This window comes from Pulveribacter sp. (genome assembly GCF_032079985.1).
In the GTDB taxonomy this organism is placed as follows: Bacteria; Pseudomonadota; Gammaproteobacteria; order Burkholderiales; family Burkholderiaceae_C; genus Melaminivora.
Map to the genome: position 1 here is coordinate 184,547 of NZ_DAMATK010000001.1, position 14,994 is coordinate 199,540.

At 67.0% G+C, this 14,994-nt stretch carries 14 protein-coding genes; 4 read left to right on the plus strand and 10 right to left on the minus strand.

The features are described 5' to 3' along the window. Nucleotides 1–105: 105 nt before the first annotated feature. Nucleotides 106–1,233 carry a hypothetical protein gene (locus RT282_RS00870; protein WP_313311194.1) on the plus strand — a complete coding sequence of 376 codons (1,128 nt, stop codon included), beginning with the start codon at nucleotides 106–108 and terminating at the stop codon, nucleotides 1,231–1,233. Nucleotides 1,234–1,788: 555 nt separating this feature from the next. On the opposite strand, the gene RT282_RS00875 is transcribed toward RT282_RS00870, so the two are convergent. Together RT282_RS00875 and RT282_RS00880 are read right to left on the minus strand one after the other, a co-directional pair. Continuing rightward, nucleotides 1,789–2,775, minus strand: a complete 987-nt coding sequence (locus RT282_RS00875; RefSeq protein ID WP_313311195.1) for a succinylglutamate desuccinylase/aspartoacylase family protein — start codon at nucleotides 2,773–2,775, stop codon at nucleotides 1,789–1,791. Continuing rightward, nucleotides 2,772–3,776: a tripartite tricarboxylate transporter substrate binding protein gene (locus RT282_RS00880; RefSeq protein ID WP_313311196.1), complete on the minus strand. Its 1,005-nt coding sequence runs from the start codon at nucleotides 3,774–3,776 to the stop codon at nucleotides 2,772–2,774. Before RT282_RS00880 ends, RT282_RS00875 begins: the two co-directional genes overlap by 4 nt. Before the next feature lie 997 nt (nucleotides 3,777–4,773). On the opposite strand from RT282_RS00880, the gene RT282_RS00885 reads away from it, so the two are divergent. Continuing rightward, the gene (locus RT282_RS00885; protein WP_312758398.1) at nucleotides 4,774–5,076 is read left to right on the plus strand and encodes a hypothetical protein; all 303 of its coding nucleotides are present in this window, start codon (nucleotides 4,774–4,776) and stop codon (nucleotides 5,074–5,076) included. A gap of 363 nt (nucleotides 5,077–5,439) precedes the next feature. Then, on the plus strand, nucleotides 5,440–6,735 hold the full coding sequence (locus tag RT282_RS00890) for a hypothetical protein (protein WP_312306146.1): 1,296 nt from the start codon (nucleotides 5,440–5,442) through the stop codon (nucleotides 6,733–6,735). Nucleotides 6,736–7,360: 625 nt separating this feature from the next. Here the strand turns inward: RT282_RS00890 and RT282_RS00895 are convergent. Together RT282_RS00895 and pyrF are read right to left on the minus strand one after the other, a co-directional pair. Further along, nucleotides 7,361–8,275, minus strand: a complete 915-nt coding sequence (locus RT282_RS00895) for a LysR substrate-binding domain-containing protein (protein ID WP_313311197.1) — start codon at nucleotides 8,273–8,275, stop codon at nucleotides 7,361–7,363. Nucleotides 8,276–8,299: 24 nt separating this feature from the next. After that, nucleotides 8,300–9,124 carry an orotidine-5'-phosphate decarboxylase gene (gene pyrF, locus RT282_RS00900; protein ID WP_313311198.1) on the minus strand — a complete coding sequence of 275 codons (825 nt, stop codon included), beginning with the start codon at nucleotides 9,122–9,124 and terminating at the stop codon, nucleotides 8,300–8,302. A gap of 61 nt (nucleotides 9,125–9,185) precedes the next feature. On the opposite strand from pyrF, the gene RT282_RS00905 reads away from it, so the two are divergent. Then, nucleotides 9,186–10,070 (plus strand): DMT family transporter, encoded by an 885-nt coding sequence (locus RT282_RS00905; protein ID WP_312306152.1) that lies wholly within the window; start codon nucleotides 9,186–9,188, stop codon nucleotides 10,068–10,070. A 114-nt stretch (nucleotides 10,071–10,184) separates the two neighbouring features. Here RT282_RS00905 and RT282_RS00910 read toward each other — a convergent pair whose 3' ends face one another. From RT282_RS00910 to fmt, 6 genes are all read right to left on the minus strand, one after another. Continuing rightward, on the minus strand, nucleotides 10,185–10,754 hold the full coding sequence (locus RT282_RS00910; RefSeq protein ID WP_312306153.1) for a FlgO family outer membrane protein: 570 nt from the start codon (nucleotides 10,752–10,754) through the stop codon (nucleotides 10,185–10,187). After that, nucleotides 10,751–11,437, minus strand: a complete 687-nt coding sequence (locus RT282_RS00915; protein ID WP_313083442.1) for a hypothetical protein — start codon at nucleotides 11,435–11,437, stop codon at nucleotides 10,751–10,753. The genes RT282_RS00910 and RT282_RS00915 overlap by 4 nt, the downstream gene beginning before the upstream one ends. A gap of 170 nt (nucleotides 11,438–11,607) precedes the next feature. Continuing rightward, nucleotides 11,608–12,801, minus strand: a complete 1,194-nt coding sequence (locus RT282_RS00920) for a phosphoglycerate kinase (RefSeq protein WP_313311201.1) — start codon at nucleotides 12,799–12,801, stop codon at nucleotides 11,608–11,610. Between the two features lie 104 nt (nucleotides 12,802–12,905). Next, on the minus strand, nucleotides 12,906–13,241 hold the full coding sequence (locus RT282_RS00925) for an AzlD domain-containing protein (protein ID WP_313311203.1): 336 nt from the start codon (nucleotides 13,239–13,241) through the stop codon (nucleotides 12,906–12,908). Next, the gene (locus RT282_RS00930) at nucleotides 13,238–13,999 is read right to left on the minus strand and encodes an AzlC family ABC transporter permease (protein ID WP_312306159.1); all 762 of its coding nucleotides are present in this window, start codon (nucleotides 13,997–13,999) and stop codon (nucleotides 13,238–13,240) included. The genes RT282_RS00925 and RT282_RS00930 overlap by 4 nt, the downstream gene beginning before the upstream one ends. Nucleotides 14,000–14,003: 4 nt before the next feature. Then, nucleotides 14,004–14,975 carry a methionyl-tRNA formyltransferase gene (gene fmt / locus RT282_RS00935; RefSeq protein WP_313311205.1) on the minus strand — a complete coding sequence of 324 codons (972 nt, stop codon included), beginning with the start codon at nucleotides 14,973–14,975 and terminating at the stop codon, nucleotides 14,004–14,006. Nucleotides 14,976–14,994: the final 19 nt, after the last annotated feature.

Genomic DNA, 14,994 nt, shown 5'->3' on the forward strand with positions numbered 1-14,994 from the left:
CAGCGCGCAGCGCTTCGCACGGATGAGGCTGGTCTTGCTGCCTGGTGCGCGACCCGCCATCGGGCGCATCCGGTCCTGATTCCCTTTCTCTTTGGCAGATTGCATATGAAACAACACGTCCTTCTGGCGGCGCTGGCCGCCGGCATGTCCCTGCTTTTGGCTGCGTGCGGTGGCGGCTCGCAGGAGCCCCTGAGCCGTGAGCAGCAGTACGCCGAACGCTGTGCCCTTGCGGATGCGCAGAAGGACGCCCGGCGTTTGCCAGTGCCGACGGGGGAACACTGTCTTGGCAGGGCGCACTACGCGCTGCGCGACATGCAGCGGCTGCAGCCCACCGGCGGCGACGGCCCGCGCCATCGCGAAGTCGGTGTCACCGTCTGGTATCCAGCGACGCAGTGGGTGGGCGGTGCGGCCGCGGAGTATCTGGCGCCTGAAATAGCCCAGATCCTTGCGGCCAACCTGGAAGGGCTGGAGGCGGCCGTGTTTGATGTCCGCACCTACTCCCGCCAGGAGGTCCCCATGGCCAGCGGGCGCCATCCAGTCATGCTGTTCTCGCCAGGGGTCGGCTCCCTGTCCGCCCTGTACACCAGCCTGGCTGAAGACATGGCGAGCCATGGGTATGTGGTGGTCGCGGTGGACCATCCCTATGTCTCGGGCCCGGTGCGCCTGCTGGATGGGTCTCTGGCGGTCAACGACGAAGTGGACCCCGAACTCTTGTTCACTTCCTCGCACGTCGTGGTGGATGACCTGCGCTTCGTCCTGGACTGGCTGGCCGTGCGGAATGCGGACACTGCCCATTTGCTGGGGGGAAAGCTCGACCTTGCGCACGTAGGCGCATATGGGCATTCGTACGGCGGCTCCGCAGCGCTTCAATGGGCGCGCTCAGACGCCCGCGTGCTCGCAGGGGTCAACCTGGACGGTTCGGTGTTCGGAGACTTGTCGGGGAGCTGGGACTTCCCCTTCCTCCTGTTGCAGGCGGAACACCCGCCGAGCGAGGGCCCCGATCCGACCATCGAAGCCGTGTGGAGCGCGCGTGGATCCGCAGCCGAGCGCATGGAGTTGGCGGGCATGGCGCACAACAGCTTCACGGACACCAAGTATTTGTTGAGCCAGCACAAAGGCATGCTGACCCAGGAACTCGCTGCAGCCCTGGATCTTGGCCAAGGCGATGCGGCAGCGGAGCTATCCCGTGTGCGTCAGCTCACGCGGGAATTTCTGGGACGCTATTTGCGCTGAGCGCGCAGCACTCTGAAACCGAGTACCGCACGGTCACACACAGTGCCGCCGGCGTCGTGGAATAAATACGCATCAAAACTGGCTTCGGCGCCCGTCCATCAAGCGCTGCAAGCTATCAAACCAGGAGCAATTCGCGGGCCCGGCGACCAAGCCGGCAGCCACGCCCCGGAACAGTTCGACTGCCACCGGAGGCCTGTGCGGGAAGGTGTGAGCCTGGACCGGGTCCCCGCGCTTATGCCACCCAGCGCCGCCTGCACGGCTGCGCCAGACAGCGCGAAACCAAGCGGGGGTGACTTGGTAGCTCACCCACGGGCCGTGTACGGCAGCTCTGCTGGCGCCGCAGTCCGCTGCCCCGCAGGGCCAGGGGCGGCACACTGGCTGCTCCTCCTTGCCCTTCAACGACCGCGCCACGCCTGGCGCGGGCTGGGGCCGGTGTGTTCCTTGGAGTTGAACAGCTGGGCCGGCAGGGCGTGGCGCGTCCCTCCAGCAGCCGCTCGCGCGGCCCGGCACCGGCCCGTGCCAAGCCCTTGCCTTGCCGCGCCTGCAGGGCCTTGGCTACAGCGGCCGGCGCGTGGCGAAGCGCACCACCGTCACGCCCGCGCGCGCCTGGCGCGTGCTGGGCATGACCAGCACGCAGTCGTCATAAGGCGTAGTCACGGGCGTGCCGTCGTTGTCGCCGATCACGGTGCCGGCGCGCGCGATCACCTCCAGCCCGGTGAAGGGCTGGGTGAAGGCAAAGCGCTCGCTCGTCGCCACCACGCCGCCCGTCACCTGCAGCGCCCACTGGCGCGGCGCGTCGGCGGCTCGCCAGCCGGGCAGGCGCTGCGCCAGCTCCTGCGCATCCACGCAGCCCGACGCCTGCAGAAAGCGCAGGCACTGGTCCTGCGCCACGGCGCGGCTGGCCGGGTCGCCGTGCCAGCCGCATTCGACCAGCAGCGAGCGGCTGTCGCCGGCTTCGTCGTCCGGCAGGCCGAAGCGGCCGTAGTCGCGCAGCCGCGTGCCGTCCTGGTGGCCCGCGTCGATCACGACATGCTCGGGCGCTGCCAGCGCGCGGGCCAGTGCCAGGTTACGCGGCTGCACGCCGGTCAGCAGCAGCGGCGCCGAGGGCTCGTGCATGGAATGCAAGTCCAGCAGCCAGTCGGCCTGCGCCACGAAGGGCTGCAGCGCGGCGGCGCGGCGGCGCTCCAGCGAGTCGCCGGCCTGCATGCGCGCGTCGATCCACTGGCGGTTCAGGTCCTGCTCGGCAAAGCGGGCCGCGTCGGGCTGCGCGATGTCGAACCGGTCGAACGCCGCCAGATTGCAGAACGCCAAGGTCAACGTGCCCTGCTGCGGGCGCACGCCGGCCTGCAGCAGGCCCAAGAGCGCCCAGGCGCCGCACAGCTCGTTGCCGTGGATCAGCGCCGTGATCAGCACGTGGCGCCCGGGCACGCCGGAGTCGAAGCGCCACACGCCCTCGGTGCCGGTGTTGCCCGCGCGCCAGGCGCCCAGGTCGGGCGCGGGCAGGGTCCAGTGCAGGGCGTCAGCGCAGTGGGTAGCGGTCATTCTTCGATCTTTGCGAACTGCACGATGCGGGTGTATTTGGCGATCTCGCCATCCCAGAACTTCTGCACATCCACGCCCGGCGCGGCCACGCCGGAGCCGGCGGCGGCCATCTTCTGGCGGAAGTCGGGCGACTGCAGCGTCTCGGCCAGCGCTTTTTTGAGCTTGGCCACCACCGGCTGCGGCAGCTTGGCCGGGCCCATCAGCGCGAACCAGCTCTCGATGTCCACATTCTTGAACTGCGGCAGCTCGGCCAGCGCGGGAATGTCAGGCGTTGCCTGCGAGCGCTTGGCCGCCGTGGTGCCCAGCGCCACCACCTTGCCCGACTTGATGTGCGGCAGGCCGCTGGAGAGCACGAACACGCCGAACTCCAGGTTGCCGCCCATCAGGTCGCTGGTCAGCGGCGCCACGCCGCGGAAGGGGATGTGCGTCATGAACAGCCCGCCCTGCTCCTTGACCATCTCGCCGGCCAGGTGCAGCGCCGTGCCCACGCCGGAGCTGCCGTAGCTGAACTTGCCGGGGTTCTTCTTCACCAGCTGCGTGAAGTCGCCGGCGTTCTTCACCCCTGCGGCCGTGGAGGCCACCAGCACCAGCGGCTGCGAGCCGATCAGCCCGATGGGTGTGAAGTTCGCCGGCCCGTACTTGACGGTGCGCGGCGTGACCAGCTTGGCGATCGCCAGCTCGTTGCTGGAGCCCACCAGCAGCGTGTAGCCGTCCGGCGCGGCGTTGGCCACCTTCTGCGCGCCGATGGTGCCCCCGGCGCCGCCCACGTTCTCGATGACCACCGGCTGGCCCAGGCGGTTGGACAGCTCGGTGCCGACCAGCCGACCCATCAGGTCGGTGCTGCCGCCGGGCGGGTAGCCGACAACGAGGGTGATGGGCTTGGTGGGGTAGTCCTGCGCGGCGGCGGGCAGGGCGGCCAGCAGGGCGCCGGTGACGGCCAGCAGCGTGGCAACCAGGACGCGGCGGCGCGTGGGCGGGGTGCGGTGATTGAAGGTGGTCATGGCTGTCTCCTCGGCAATGTCGTTGTGGTGAACGGCATTGTGGAAAGCCAGGCGGGGCAGCATGGTGCTGAAACGGCACGGGGGCGTGCTATTCGTGGTAACTGGTGTTTGACGTGCTCCTGTAGTTCAGCAATATGAACCACCGATTTCGGCGTTTTATTCGCTCAGAACCGCTTTTCGGCCCGTGCCATGCGTGCGTCTTCGGGCCATGAGCAGCCCGTCGATGACGCCAGCTGTGTGGCCCCTTCGGCTGGGTCTTGACGCTCGGCCTTGGACCGTACGTGAACGACGCCTGTCTCGATAACCGACGGCGATCAATTCGTTGACCGATGTCTGCTGTCTCCAAAAGCTACTGTTCGCCGAGCCGCGGGGCGCAACGTATTCCAACTACGGTCCGTATACGCCGCGTACTGGGGTTCTAAGTCGTTGAGCTGTTACAACAAACGTAGCAGATTGTGAGATTTGCCGTAAGATTGGTCTTCATCTATTAACGCTTTGCGGTGCATCAATGCGTCTATCGCCTATTTTGGGTGTCGTTCTTGCCGGTACAACCCTTCTGGGCCAAGCAGCACAGTTTCAAGTAGGCTCTGGCTCCCGAGTTGATTTTGGAGATGCCCGGGTAAATTTTGGGTGCACGGACTTCAGCGTTGCTGGTGCAGCTACTGCCAATGCAGCTCAGTTGAGTGGCATTGATAATTTGGCGATCGGGGGTAGCCTGGATGGGGGGGCAGGGCACCTATCTCTGGCCGGCAACTTCACTAGCTCAGGGACGTTTGCCGCAGGAACTTCTACCGTTTCCGTATCCGATGGATGCGCTCGCACGATATCCCAAGTGGGCGGGGGCCTTACGTTTCTCAGATTTAGCGCTAGTACCAGCACGGGGAAAACACTGCAGTTTGTGGGGGGGGGCACCACTACGGTGACTGGACAGCTCACACTACAAGGAGCGTCCGGCAACTTGCTCAAAATCCGAAGCACCACTCCAGGCACGACCTCGTTGCTGTCCGCCACCTCCCTCCAGTCGATCCAGTTCGTTGATGTTGCCGACAATCGAGCAGTCGGCGAAGTCATCGCCTTCGGCATTCCAGAAAACTACCAATCCAAAACCAGTGGAAATGTTTACCGCTGGTTCCAATACAACCAAGCCGGCGGCATTGATCCGACAGCCCTGCCAGGCTGGTCGTCTAGCATGAGAGGCATACCGTCACTGTCGGTGGTGGGAACTGGCGTACTGGTTGCGTTGCTAGCGCTGGTTGGCAGTTTTTATATCCGCCGCCGCGGCGTTCTGAGCGGTAATTAATCAGCATTCCGGGGATTGCACATGTTCCGCTGTTCACAGAGATCGTGCGTTTTAATTGCATTGATCCTTTCTCCAGCTATGGCCGCCTCAAACGTAGCGCCTCGTCTCGTTTCAGATCAGCCTCCCGCCGCACTTATTTCGGTCAAGAGCGCTGCGACAGGTGTAAATGAGCGTTCTGTCCTCGCCTCTGAAGAAAATGCACCAGTGCGTCAAAAAGCAACGATTCCAAGCGAGCCGAGCGTGATCAAAGCTCCCGAAGGCAGCGATCGCCCTCCATTGGCCTCCGATTTTCCAGCGAAGTAAGACGGTTTTTGCGCTGCCACATCGCTCCCATCTTTAAATATTTTGAGAGAAAGACTCCAAATGTCCAAAAAGTACTCGAAGCTGCTTATAACGGCAGTTGCTTTGGCTACGTTTTTTGCGATGTCCTATGCCGCAGATGTTGTAGTTCAACCTTCTGCAGGCAGTGCCCTTGTGGTTACGGATAATGCTGGGGGCTCACCTCGCTTCAGGGTTCAGGAGGATGGAAAAATTTCCATTCCAGGGTGGCAATCTTTGCCACCGCAGTCGGGGCAAATGTGCATCGACTTGACACTCGGTTTTATAGGCCCTTGCTCCTCCACAGTGGGGTTTTCATTGCCTTTTGCTGCTACTGTCGCGAGTAATGGAGCCCTCCTTGATCTCACCCAGGGCGGAGGAGGTAATGTCATAGATGTGACGTTGCCAAACAGCAGTGGCGCTCGCGGTGTTAGCGTGCAGCACAATGGTGTAGGTCCAGGTATTTACGCTAACACAGTGGGCGGAAACTCCATTTGGGGAGTTACTGGAAGCGTGTCTGCCGCCGCAGTCATAGGCGACAGTTCATCAGGCGAAGCGATTGTTGGGCGCCAGAACGGTGCCATCTGCAACAAAAATATCGGCAAATGTCATGGCATCGGCGCTGTGGTTGGGCGCCATGATGGCGAGGGGGGCTATGGCGTTCGCGGCTTCGTGACCAGCCCTAATGGCTCCATTGGTGTACTTGGCCAAGCGGGAATTAGCGGCGGTTCTGGCGTTGCTGGACGCTTTGAAAATGTTAATTCTGCAAGCACCAGAAATGCGCTCCAAGTGGCAACTAATGGGAGCGGCGCGGCAGCCTCTATCACAGGTGGGACAAACACGCAAGATCTTGTGGTTTTGGTTTCTGAATCGACCAACGTCGCAAGGATAGACAAATACGGGAAAGGGTTTTTCAATGGAGGTACTCAAACGGGAGGCGCCGATATTGCGGAAGTCATCGATACAACCGGACGGCTCCCTGAGCCAGGGGATGTGGTTGAAATCGATCCACATCATCCTCTGCGTTACCGCCTGACAAGCGCATCAGAAAGCATTCTGGTCGCCGGAGTAGTAACTACGAAGCCCGGGGTTCTCATGAATGCCGGCGTTGAGGACGCGGCCGGGCGACCAGCTGTCGCTCTCGCAGGTAGAGTTCCAGTCAGGGTCACAACGGAAGGCGGAACAATTCGGGCCGGAGATCTTCTTGTTTCAGCAGACACAATCGGTCACGCGATGAAGGCGCCAGTACAACTTATTCCTGGCACGGTCATTGGCAAGGCTCTCCAAAATTTTTTGGAAAATGAACCGGGCGTTATTGAAATGTTGGTCATGCTTCGGTGAAATCCATGCCGCCCATACTGCTTCCGAGGGACCTTATTTGAAGTTTCTCGCCAAACTATGTCAAGTTGCGAATTTTCGATGGACCATGCGGCAAGTGGCGGTAATTGCAAACAACGATTGACAAGATTCAATCCTAGCGAGATTTATTACCTCATGTCAGTTCTGGCGGAGATACAGCTTGGGAACCGATGCAGGGCGCACGCGTGAAGGACAACTTCGGATCCCCTAAGTAGCCGAGAGAACGCACGACCGCCCACTCTTGGCCTCGGTGGCCCACGTCGCCTTCTAGTCGAGAGCACCAGTTCGGGATCGGAGCCAGCGAACGTTCAAAATGAAATCCCGCGACGACACGTTCGCACGCGTCGGCTGTACAACAGAAACTTGCGACCAAGCCCGCGATAGGGTTGGCCCCTGATGACCTACACGGTGCAGAGACCGTGAGGTCGCTATGCAGTGTTGGCGAGTCGCAATCGCTGCCAAGCCATCCATGGCGCCGATAGGCTGAAGGACTGCAACGGGTCGCAAGCTGCCCTTTCAAAATGTCTATTAGCGAACATGCAGAAATTCACTGAGGTAGGCCTCAAGCCTGTGGGGCTGTAACGAAACCGTAGGTTTAACAAGACGGTCAGCACAAATCCCTTCCGTCCTGCACTATCGCCGCCCATAGCACCTCCGCCAGCGGCCCCAGCCGCCTTTTCGGTCGAAACAGGCGCACATCGAACGCCACATCCAGCGCCGCATCTCCAGCGCGTGCCAGCCGCCCAGCCTGGCAATCCCGCTGCACCAGCGACCACGGCAGCCACGACACCCCCAGCCCGCGCAGCACGTACTCGTGCGTCGCATCCGGCGAATCGCACTCCAGCAGCCGGCGCAGCGGCGGCGCGGCGGGGTGGCGCGTCAGGTGATCTTCCAGCAGCCGGCCGAGGGCCAGCGAGCGCGCGTAGGCGACGTGGGGCACCGGCGGCCCGCCCGCGCGCAGGTCATGCACCGGCGCGCCGCCGGCATCCGCACGGGAGATGGGCACCAGCCGGTCCTGCGCCAGCGTGCGGTGGCTGAACTGGCGCGCGTCCAGCGGTACGGTCAGCGCGGGGTGGTGGTACAGCAGGGCGAAGTCCGCCGCCCCGCCCTGCAAGCTCTGCACCGTCTCGGCCAGCGATCCCGTATGGATGCGCAGCGCCCCCGCCTCGCCCAGCAGCGGCGCCAGGCGCGGCAGCCAGTCGGCCACCAGGGTGCGTGCCAGCGTGCGGCCGGTGGCCAGCGTGACGGTGCGGGCGTGGCGGCCGGCCAGGGCGCGCAGCTCCTGGTGCGATTCGGCCAACTCGCGTGCGGTCTGCTCGGCGGTTTCCAGGAAGGCCTGGCCCGCCGCCGTCAGCCGCAGCGGGGCGCTGCCGGGCTCGATTAGCGGCGTGCCGGCCCAGGCCTCCAGCGCGCGGATGCGCCGGCCGAAGGCCGGGTGGGTCACATGGCGCCGCTCGGCGGCGCGGGTGAAGCTGCGCTCATGCGCCAGGGCGATGAAGTCTTCCAGCCATTTGAGCTGCATGGCTGGGCGTGCTCTGCGGCGGCGTCAGCGGCGCGCGGCGTTCAGCGCGCCCTGCGTGGCCTGGGCGGCGCGGCGGGCGGCGGCGGCGTAGTCGTCGCCGTCCGATGCATAGAGCACGGCGCGCGAGGAGTTGACGATGATGGCGCCGCGCTCGGTCAGCCCCGCGCGCACGGTGGCGGCGGCGTCGCCGCCCTGCGCGCCCACGCCGGGGATCAGCAGGGGCAGCGTGGGCGCCAGCGCGCGCACGCGGGCGATTTCCTCGGGGTAGGTGGCGCCCACCACCAGGCCCAGCTGGCCGTTCTTGTTCCACGGCCCCTGCGCCTGGGCGGCGATGTGCTCGTACAGCAGCGGCTGCCCGGGCACGCTGGCCAGGCGCTGGGCCTGCAGGTCGGCGCCGCCGGGGTTGGAGGTGCGGCACAGCAAAAAGGCGCCCTTGCCGTGGTACTGCAGGTAGGGCTCGATGGAGTCGAAGCCCATGAAGGGCGACAGCGTCACCGCGTCGGCGCCGTAGCGCTCGAAGGCCTCGCGCGCGTACTGCTCGGCGGTGGAGCCGATGTCGCCGCGCTTGGCGTCCAGGATGACGGGCACGTGCGGCGCGTTGCAGCGCATGTGCTGCATCAGCCGCTCCAGCTGGTCCTCGGCGCCGTGCGCGGCGAAATAGGCGATCTGCGGCTTGAAGGCGCAGACCAGGTCGGCCGTGGCGTCGACGATGGCGGCGCAAAAATCGTAGATGCGGTGTGCCTCGCCCCGCAGCGCGCCGGGGAAGCGCTGGGGCTCGGGGTCCAGCCCCACGCACAGCAGGGAGTCGTTGCGCGCGCCGGCATCGCGCAGCATGTCGAGGAAAGTCATGGCCGGGGATTTTAGGTGGCGCCCGCACGCGCGGCCGGGCGCGCCGGCACAATCGCGCGCCATGCCTGTCCTGTCCCGCCGCCAGCTCGTCCTGCTTGTTCTATTGACTCTGGTGTGGGGGCTGAACTGGCCCGTCATGAAGCTGGGCGTGGCCGACGTGCCGCCGCTCACCTTCCGCATGGCCTCGCTGTGGCTGGGCCTGCCGGTGCTGGCGCTGGTGCTGCTGCAGCAGGGGCTGCCCTTCACCATCGCCCGCGTGCACTGGCCGCGCCTGCTGCTGCTGGCCGGCACCAACATGGTGGCCTGGCACGTGCTGATGATCCTGGCCATTCCGCGCCTGTCCAGCGGGCGGGCGGCCATCCTGGGCTACACCATGCCGATCTTCTCGGCCGTCATGGGCAGCCTGTTCTTCGGCGACCGGCTGGCCGGCCGGGCCTGGGGCGGCGTGGCCGCCGCGGCCCTGGGCGTGGTGCTGCTGCTGTGGCACGAGGTGGGCATGCTGGGCGCCAGCGCGATGGGCGTGGGGCTGATGCTGACGTCGGCCGCCTTCTGGGCGCTGGGCACGCAGCTGCTGCGCCGCGTGCACGTGCCGGTGCCGCTGCTCACGCTGTCGTTCTGGATGGTGGCCATCACCTGCGCCGTGCTCACCGTGCTGGCCATCGTGTTCGAGCGCGGTCGCTGGCACGTGCCCGGCCCGGTGGCCGTGGGCTCGCTGCTCTACAACGGCGTGCTGGCGCTGGGCTTTGCGCAGACGGTGTGGTTCTTCCTGGCGCGCACGCTGCCGCCGGTGGCCTCCACGCTCAGCGTGATGCTGATCCCGGTGATCGGCGTGTTCAGCGGCGCCCTGGGGCTGGGCGAGGTGCTGCGCTGGCAGGACTGGGCGGCGGTGGCGCTGATGGCGGTGGCGATCGGCTCGGTGCTGTGGCCGACTCCGGCGAAAAATTAATTAGCCAAATCGGCCTCCAGCGCTTGCAGGGCAAGCGCTGGCAGCTCATTTTTCAATAGCAAAAGAAAAGGCCGCCTGGGCGGCGGCCTTGCGATTGCGTGCGGACTGCGGCGCTCAGCGCGGCAGGGCCAGCAGGCGGTTGACGTCGCGGTCGTTGGGCAGCGCGTAGTCGTGGCCGCGGATGATGCGGCTGTCCTCGGTGCGCACCAGCTTCAGGCTGACGTAGGTGTAGTTGGCGGCGGGCGAGAAGGTGCCCACCAGCACCATGGAGGCGTTGTGAAAGCGTGCGATGTCCTTGATCTCGCGTGACAGCAGCAGCTCGCCGGCGCCTTCCTTGACGAAGACGTCGCCGCGCAGCTTGATCTCCTTGACGTCGAAGCCTGTCATGGCCATGGCGTTGGCGTATTGCTCGGACAGCGTGCGGCCCAGTGGGGCGGACACGCTCAGGTCGTTCACGTTGACCACCGTGGCCACCAGCACCGGGCCGGCGCCGGTGACGCCGGTGTCCAGGCCGACCAGCAGGCTCTTGACCGCGTCGCGGCTGCTTTGCAGCAGCGGGGCGCGCGAGGCGTCCTGGTAGGTGGGCTCGGCGCGCATCTGGGTGGGCTGCTGCTGGGCGCAGCCGGCCAGCACCAGGGCCGACAGGGAGCAAGCAAGGGCGAATGCAGTGCGGCGCTGGATCATTGCGAGACCACCTTCATGTTGACGGCGCGGTAGTGCGAGGGGCGCAGGAACAGCGGCGTGTCCGCGTTCTCCAGGTAGTACACGTCGGTCTTGCGCGACACGTACTGGCCGCCGCGCGAGACGGTGGTGGTGAGGATCATCTCGGTGTTGGTCGGGCCGCCGGAGTTGATGCTGTTGGCGTAGTCGGCGGCGACCGTCAGGCCCAGGGCGGCCAGCAGCTGCGCGTCGATGTGCTGGTGGCGCAGGCCGTAGGCGGCCATCAGGCCGCCGGCGATCATGGTGAACTGGCCGGGGATGAAGTGCGGGCGGTCGCTGTTGTGGCGCACCAGCTGCGCGTGGTAGGTCACGTCCAGCGCGGCGCCGCCCTGGTGGTGCACGGTGGCGCCGCTTTGCACCAGCTCGGTGATCAGGAAGTCGCGGAAGGCCACGTCGAAGGCGCTGGGGTTGGGCGGGGGCAGCACGTGCAGCGGCGTGGCGGCGTCGTAGCCGGCGGCCTGCAGCGTGGCGCGGGTCTGCGCCACCACGTCGCGCGACAGCAGCTCCCAGTGGCCGGCCGAGCGCACCTTGTGCTGGCTGGTCAGTTCGAAGTTCTTGGCCAGCGGAATGGGCGCGCTGCCGCAGCCGGACAGCGCCAGCGTGGCGCCGGCCGCCGCAGCCAGGCCGAGTGCCTTGATCAATGACATGGGTTTCCCTCCGGTTTTCGATGATGGGGCGCGTCACCATTAGTCATGACGCACACGTTTGCGAACGATTCTCTGTGCTGATCAGGTCAAAAACAAGCGCGGAGCGTTGTTTTGGCCCCGCCCGCACGGGGCGGTGTTGTTTTGCCGGCAAGTGCGCCGGCGCCCCGCCGTCAGCCCGCGGCGCGCTTTTGCAGGATCTGGAAGGCCGGCAGCTCCTTGCCCTCCAGCACCTCCAGGAAGGCGCCGCCGCCGGTGGAGATGTAGCCCACGCGGTCCTCGATGCCGAACTTGGCGATCGCCGCCAGCGTGTCGCCGCCGCCGGCGATGCTGAAGGCTGGCGACTCGGCGATGGCCTGGGCGATGGCGCGCGTGCCGCCGGCGAACTGCTCGAACTCGAACACGCCCACCGGCCCGTTCCAGACGATGGTGCCGGCGGCCTTCAGCCGCGCGGCCAGGGCCTGGGCCGTCTCGGGGCCGATGTCCAGGATCAGGTCGTCATCGGCCACGTCGGCGGCCTGCTTCACCGTGGCGGGCGCGTCGGCGGCGAAGGCCTTGGCCACCACCACGTCGGTGGGGATGGGCACGGCCGCGCCGCGCGCGGCCATGGCGTCGATCACGGCGCGCGCCTGGCTCACCAGGTCGGGCTCGGCCAGGCTCTTGCCGATGGGCAGGCCGGCGGCCAGCATGAAGGTGTTGGCGATGCCGCCGCCCACGACCAGGCCGTCCACCTTCTCGGCCAGGCTTTGCAGGATGGTCAGCTTGGTGCTGACCTTGGAGCCGGCGACGATGGCCACCAGCGGGCGCTTCGGGCTGGCCAGCGCCCGCGTCAGGGCGTCGATCTCGGCGGCCAGCAGCGGGCCGGCGCAGGCGACCTGGGCGTATTCGGCGATGCCGTAGGTCGTGCCTTCGGCGCGGTGGGCGGTGCCGAAGGCGTCGTTGACGTAGATGTCGCACAGCTGCGCCATCTTCTGCGCCAGCGCCGGGTCGTTCTTCTTCTCGCCCTTGTTCACGCGGCAGTTCTCCAGCAGCACGACCTGGCCGGGCTGCACGCTCACGCCGTCCACCCAGTCGGCCAGCAGCGGCACCTCGCGGCCCAGCAGCTCGGACAAGCGCCGGGCGACGGGCGCCAGCGAGTCCTCGGGCTTGAATTCGCCCTCGGTCGGGCGGCCCAGGTGGCTCGTGACCATCACCGCCGCGCCCGCGTCCAGCGCCATGCGGATGCAGGGCACGGAGGCGCGGATGCGCGTGTCCTCGGTGATGCGGCCGGCGTCGTCCTGCGGCACGTTCAGGTCGGCGCGGATGAACACGCGCTTGCCCTGGGCCTGGCCCTGGTCGCAAAGGTCGGAGAAACGGAGGATGTGCATGGCTGGCGGCAAGGAAGAGGAAGGGAGGAAAGGAGGAGGAGACAACCTGGCGGGCGATTGTAGGAAACGCCGCCGCCCGCCCCGCCCAGGCTTCGCCGCGTGGCCTACCAGCCCAGGCCGATGTGCAGCGGCAGGTACACCACCATGCCCACCACGATGGTGCCCAGGATGCGGCGCCGCCAGAAGTAGTAGCCGCCGGCGCACAGCGCGGCGGGCAGGCGCGCGTCGGCCAGGGTGTCGATGAGCGAGCCGCCGGACATGAAGATCTCGGGCGCGATCACGCCCGACAGCGCGGCCAGCGGCGCGTACTTCAGGCCGCGGCGCAGCCAGTCGGGCAGGGGCAGCTCGCGCTCGGGGATCATGAAGAAGGCGCGCGTGATCAGCGTGATCACCGCCAGCCCCAGGATGGCCACGATGGGCACCAGCCACGAGCCGTTCATGCCGCGCTGCCTCCGGCCGGCGGGCCGCCGCGCTGCTGAGCCCGGCGCAGGGCGCGCTCGGCCGCCTCGGCGGCCAGGCCCACGGTCACGGCGGCGGCGATCGCCACCAGGATGTTGAGCTTGAGCGGCAGCGCGAAGGTGGCGATGGCCGCCGTGCAGGCCACCAGCGTGGCCAGCCAGCTGGCGCGGTCGCCCAGCATGGACAGCAGGATGCCCAAGAGCGCCAGCACGCCGGCAAAGCCCAGGCCCCAGGACAGCGGAATGCTGTTGGCCAGCACGATGCCGGCAATCGAAGGGATCTGCCAGGCCAGCCAGTTGGCCGTGGCCGCGCCCCAGAAGTAGGGCACCTGCTCGGGCGCCGGCTCGGCCCGCGTGAAGCGCTGCATGAAGCTGACGAAGATCACGTCGCCGCTGAAGTAGGCCAGCCACAGGCGATGGCGCCGCGGCAGGTGGGCGAAGTAGCTGCGCCACATGCTGCTGAAGATGACGAAGCGCAGGTTCACGCAGGCCGCCGTCAGCCACACCACCCACAGCGGCGCGCCGGCCGCCATCAGCGGCAGCACGGCCAGCTGGGCGCTGCCGGCATAGACGACCAGGGACATGAAGATGGCCAGCAGCGGCGGCATGCCGATCTTGACCATGGCCACGCCGGTCACCAGGCCCCAGGCGGCGATCCCTAAGCAGGTGCCCAGCATGTCGCGCGCGCCCAGGCGGGTCCAGGGGTCCCGCAGCCAGCGGCGCAGCGCCTCGCGCTTCATGGCATCACGCCGGCGTGCCCAGCACCATGCCCGGCGCCAGGGTGAAGCCGCGCACGAAGTCGCGCGCCGCCAGGCGCCGGCCGCCGGCGCGCTGCAGCTCGGTCAGCCGCAGTGCCGTGCCGTCGCCGCAGGCCACGCCGACGCCCTGGTCGTTCACATACAAAATCTGCCCCAAAGTCGCACTGGGAAAGCGCGGGCCGCTATCAATTTCGCAGCACCAGACCTTGATGGCCTCGCCCGCCAGCGTGGTGGCGGCGCCGGGGAACGGGTCGAAGGTGCGCACGCGCCGCTCGATGGCGACGGCCGGCTGGCGCCAGTCGATGGCGGCCTCGGTCTTGTCGATCTTGTGGGCATAGGTCACGCCCTCGGCGGGCTGGGCTTCGCTGTGCAGCGGGCCCTGCTGTGCCTGCTGCAGCGCCTGCACGATGAGCTGCCCGCCCAGCGCTGCCAGGCGGTCGTGCAGCGTGGCGGTGGTGTCGTGCGCCGCGATGGGCAGGGCGCTGCGCAGCAGCATGTCGCCGGTGTCCAGGCCGGCGTCCATCTGCATGATGGTCACGCCGGTCTCGGCGTCGCCGGCCTCGATGGCGCGGTGGATGGGCGCGGCGCCGCGCCAGCGCGGCAGCAGGCTGGCATGGATGTTCAAGCAGCCTAGCCGCGGCGCGTCCAATACCCACTGCGGCAGGATCAGCCCGTAGGCGGCCACCACCATGGCATCCGCCCCGGCGTCGGCGATGGCGGCCTGCGCGGCGGCGGCGTCCCCGGGGTACTTGCCGTCCAGGCGCAGGCTGCGGGGCTGCGCCACGGCGATGCCGCGCTCCTGCGCCAGCTGTTTCACGGGCGAGGCCTGCAGCTTCATGCCGCGCCCGGCCGGGCGGTCGGGCTGCGTCAGCACCAGCGGCACGTCAAAGCCGGCGTCCAGCAGCTGCTGCAGCGCCACGCGGGCGAATTCCGGCGTGCCGGCGAAGATCACTTTCATCGAAGAGGGCTCGGGGGAG

What these genes read in the sequence shown, in the direction of transcription:
- RT282_RS00910 (WP_312306153.1), bottom strand. Translation starts at nt 10,754, where the DNA reads ATGATCCAGCGCCGCACTGCATTCGCCCTTGCTTGCTCCCTGTCGGCC.
- RT282_RS00890 (WP_312306146.1), top strand. Translation starts at nt 5,440, where the DNA reads ATGTCCAAAAAGTACTCGAAGCTGCTTATAACGGCAGTTGCTTTGGCT.
- RT282_RS00915 (WP_313083442.1), bottom strand. Translation starts at nt 11,437, where the DNA reads ATGTCATTGATCAAGGCACTCGGCCTGGCTGCGGCGGCCGGCGCCACG.
- RT282_RS00895 (WP_313311197.1), bottom strand. Translation starts at nt 8,275, where the DNA reads ATGCAGCTCAAATGGCTGGAAGACTTCATCGCCCTGGCGCATGAGCGC.
- fmt (WP_313311205.1), bottom strand. Translation starts at nt 14,975, where the DNA reads ATGAAAGTGATCTTCGCCGGCACGCCGGAATTCGCCCGCGTGGCGCTG.
- RT282_RS00930 (WP_312306159.1), bottom strand. Translation starts at nt 13,999, where the DNA reads ATGAAGCGCGAGGCGCTGCGCCGCTGGCTGCGGGACCCCTGGACCCGC.
- RT282_RS00875 (WP_313311195.1), bottom strand. Translation starts at nt 2,775, where the DNA reads ATGACCGCTACCCACTGCGCTGACGCCCTGCACTGGACCCTGCCCGCG.
- RT282_RS00920 (WP_313311201.1), bottom strand. Translation starts at nt 12,801, where the DNA reads ATGCACATCCTCCGTTTCTCCGACCTTTGCGACCAGGGCCAGGCCCAG.
- RT282_RS00905 (WP_312306152.1), top strand. Translation starts at nt 9,186, where the DNA reads ATGCCTGTCCTGTCCCGCCGCCAGCTCGTCCTGCTTGTTCTATTGACT.
- RT282_RS00870 (WP_313311194.1), top strand. Translation starts at nt 106, where the DNA reads ATGAAACAACACGTCCTTCTGGCGGCGCTGGCCGCCGGCATGTCCCTG.
- pyrF (WP_313311198.1), bottom strand. Translation starts at nt 9,124, where the DNA reads ATGACTTTCCTCGACATGCTGCGCGATGCCGGCGCGCGCAACGACTCC.
- RT282_RS00925 (WP_313311203.1), bottom strand. Translation starts at nt 13,241, where the DNA reads ATGAACGGCTCGTGGCTGGTGCCCATCGTGGCCATCCTGGGGCTGGCG.
- RT282_RS00880 (WP_313311196.1), bottom strand. Translation starts at nt 3,776, where the DNA reads ATGACCACCTTCAATCACCGCACCCCGCCCACGCGCCGCCGCGTCCTG.